The 1,077-nt window shown below is 72.5% G+C and carries 1 protein-coding gene; it reads left to right on the forward strand.

The features are described from left to right. The first annotated feature begins 142 nt into the window (after positions 1-142). Positions 143-1,045 carry an endonuclease domain-containing protein gene (locus ACFRCR_RS18840; protein ID WP_377679721.1) on the forward strand — a complete coding sequence of 301 codons (903 nt, stop codon included), beginning with the start codon at positions 143-145 and terminating at the stop codon, positions 1,043-1,045. Positions 1,046-1,077 lie beyond the last annotated feature (32 nt).

A 1,077-nucleotide genomic window follows, 5' to 3' on the forward strand; every position in this document is an offset into this window, starting at 1 on the left:
CCCCTGGCTCGCGCGATCCAGGGGCGTCTACTCACTTCTCGGCGAGTCGGGCTCGTGTCCACAACGGCGTCCCCGGTGGCGGTTTCCACAGGTCGCCCTCTCCAGCCCCTCACCCCCGCCCGCGGCGCGGCACAGTGCCCGCATGCGCACCGACGAACCGTTCACCGTGGCCGAGGGGCGAGCCTGCGGGCTCTCCCCGAAGATGCTGCGACACCCACGCCTCGCGATCCCCACCCGAGGCCTGCGCGTCGCGGCAGAGCATGCCAACGTGCTCTCCGTCAGGGCCGCCGCCGTGATGCGATCCGCGCCCCTGGGCTCGGCGATCAGTCACGGCAGCGCACTCCGTCTTCACGGCGTCGACCTCCCCTGGCAGGTCGCACGCGACGACCGCGTGCACCTGAGCGTCCCCAGCAGTGCCGTCGTCCCGCGTCGCACCGGATACGTGGCCCACACGCACGACGCCGACCTGCTGCCGGTGCGGCTCCAGGACGGGCTGCTGGTCGTCACCCCCGAGCACGCGTGGCGACAGCTCGCCGGAACCCTGCCTCTCGACGAGCTCGTGGTGCTCGGGGACTCGCTGTTGCGCCGCACGTCCCCGGCCTCGACGCTCGGGCAGCTGCGGGAGACCGTTCGCGGCACTCCGGCTGGTGCACGCGGAGTCGCACGGATGCGGACCGCCCTTGACGACCTCCGCACCGGGACCGACTCTCCCATGGAGACACGAACCCGGCTCCTGCTCGTCCGCGCGGGCCTGCCGTGCCCTCAGGTCAACGTCCCGGTCGTCGACGGCACAGGCCGCTTCGTCGCCCTGCCTGACATGGTCTACGTCGCCGAGAGGGTCGCGATCGAGTACGACGGCGACGTGCACCGCACCGATGCCCGGACCTGGCGCCGGGACGTCGCGAAGAGGCAGTGGCTCGAGGACCTCGGGTGGCGGACCGTGGTCGCCACGTCCGACGACGTCTACCGCCACCCGTCGCGTCTCGTGGCGCGCGTTGCCGCCCTGCTCCGCTCTCGCGCAGTCCCGGGCCCCGCCGAGAAGTGAGTAGACGCCCCTGAATCGCTCGATTCCGGGGC

The organism is Oerskovia sp. NPDC056781, assembly GCF_042789955.1.
Classification (GTDB): domain Bacteria; phylum Actinomycetota; class Actinomycetes; order Actinomycetales; family Cellulomonadaceae; genus Oerskovia; species Oerskovia rustica.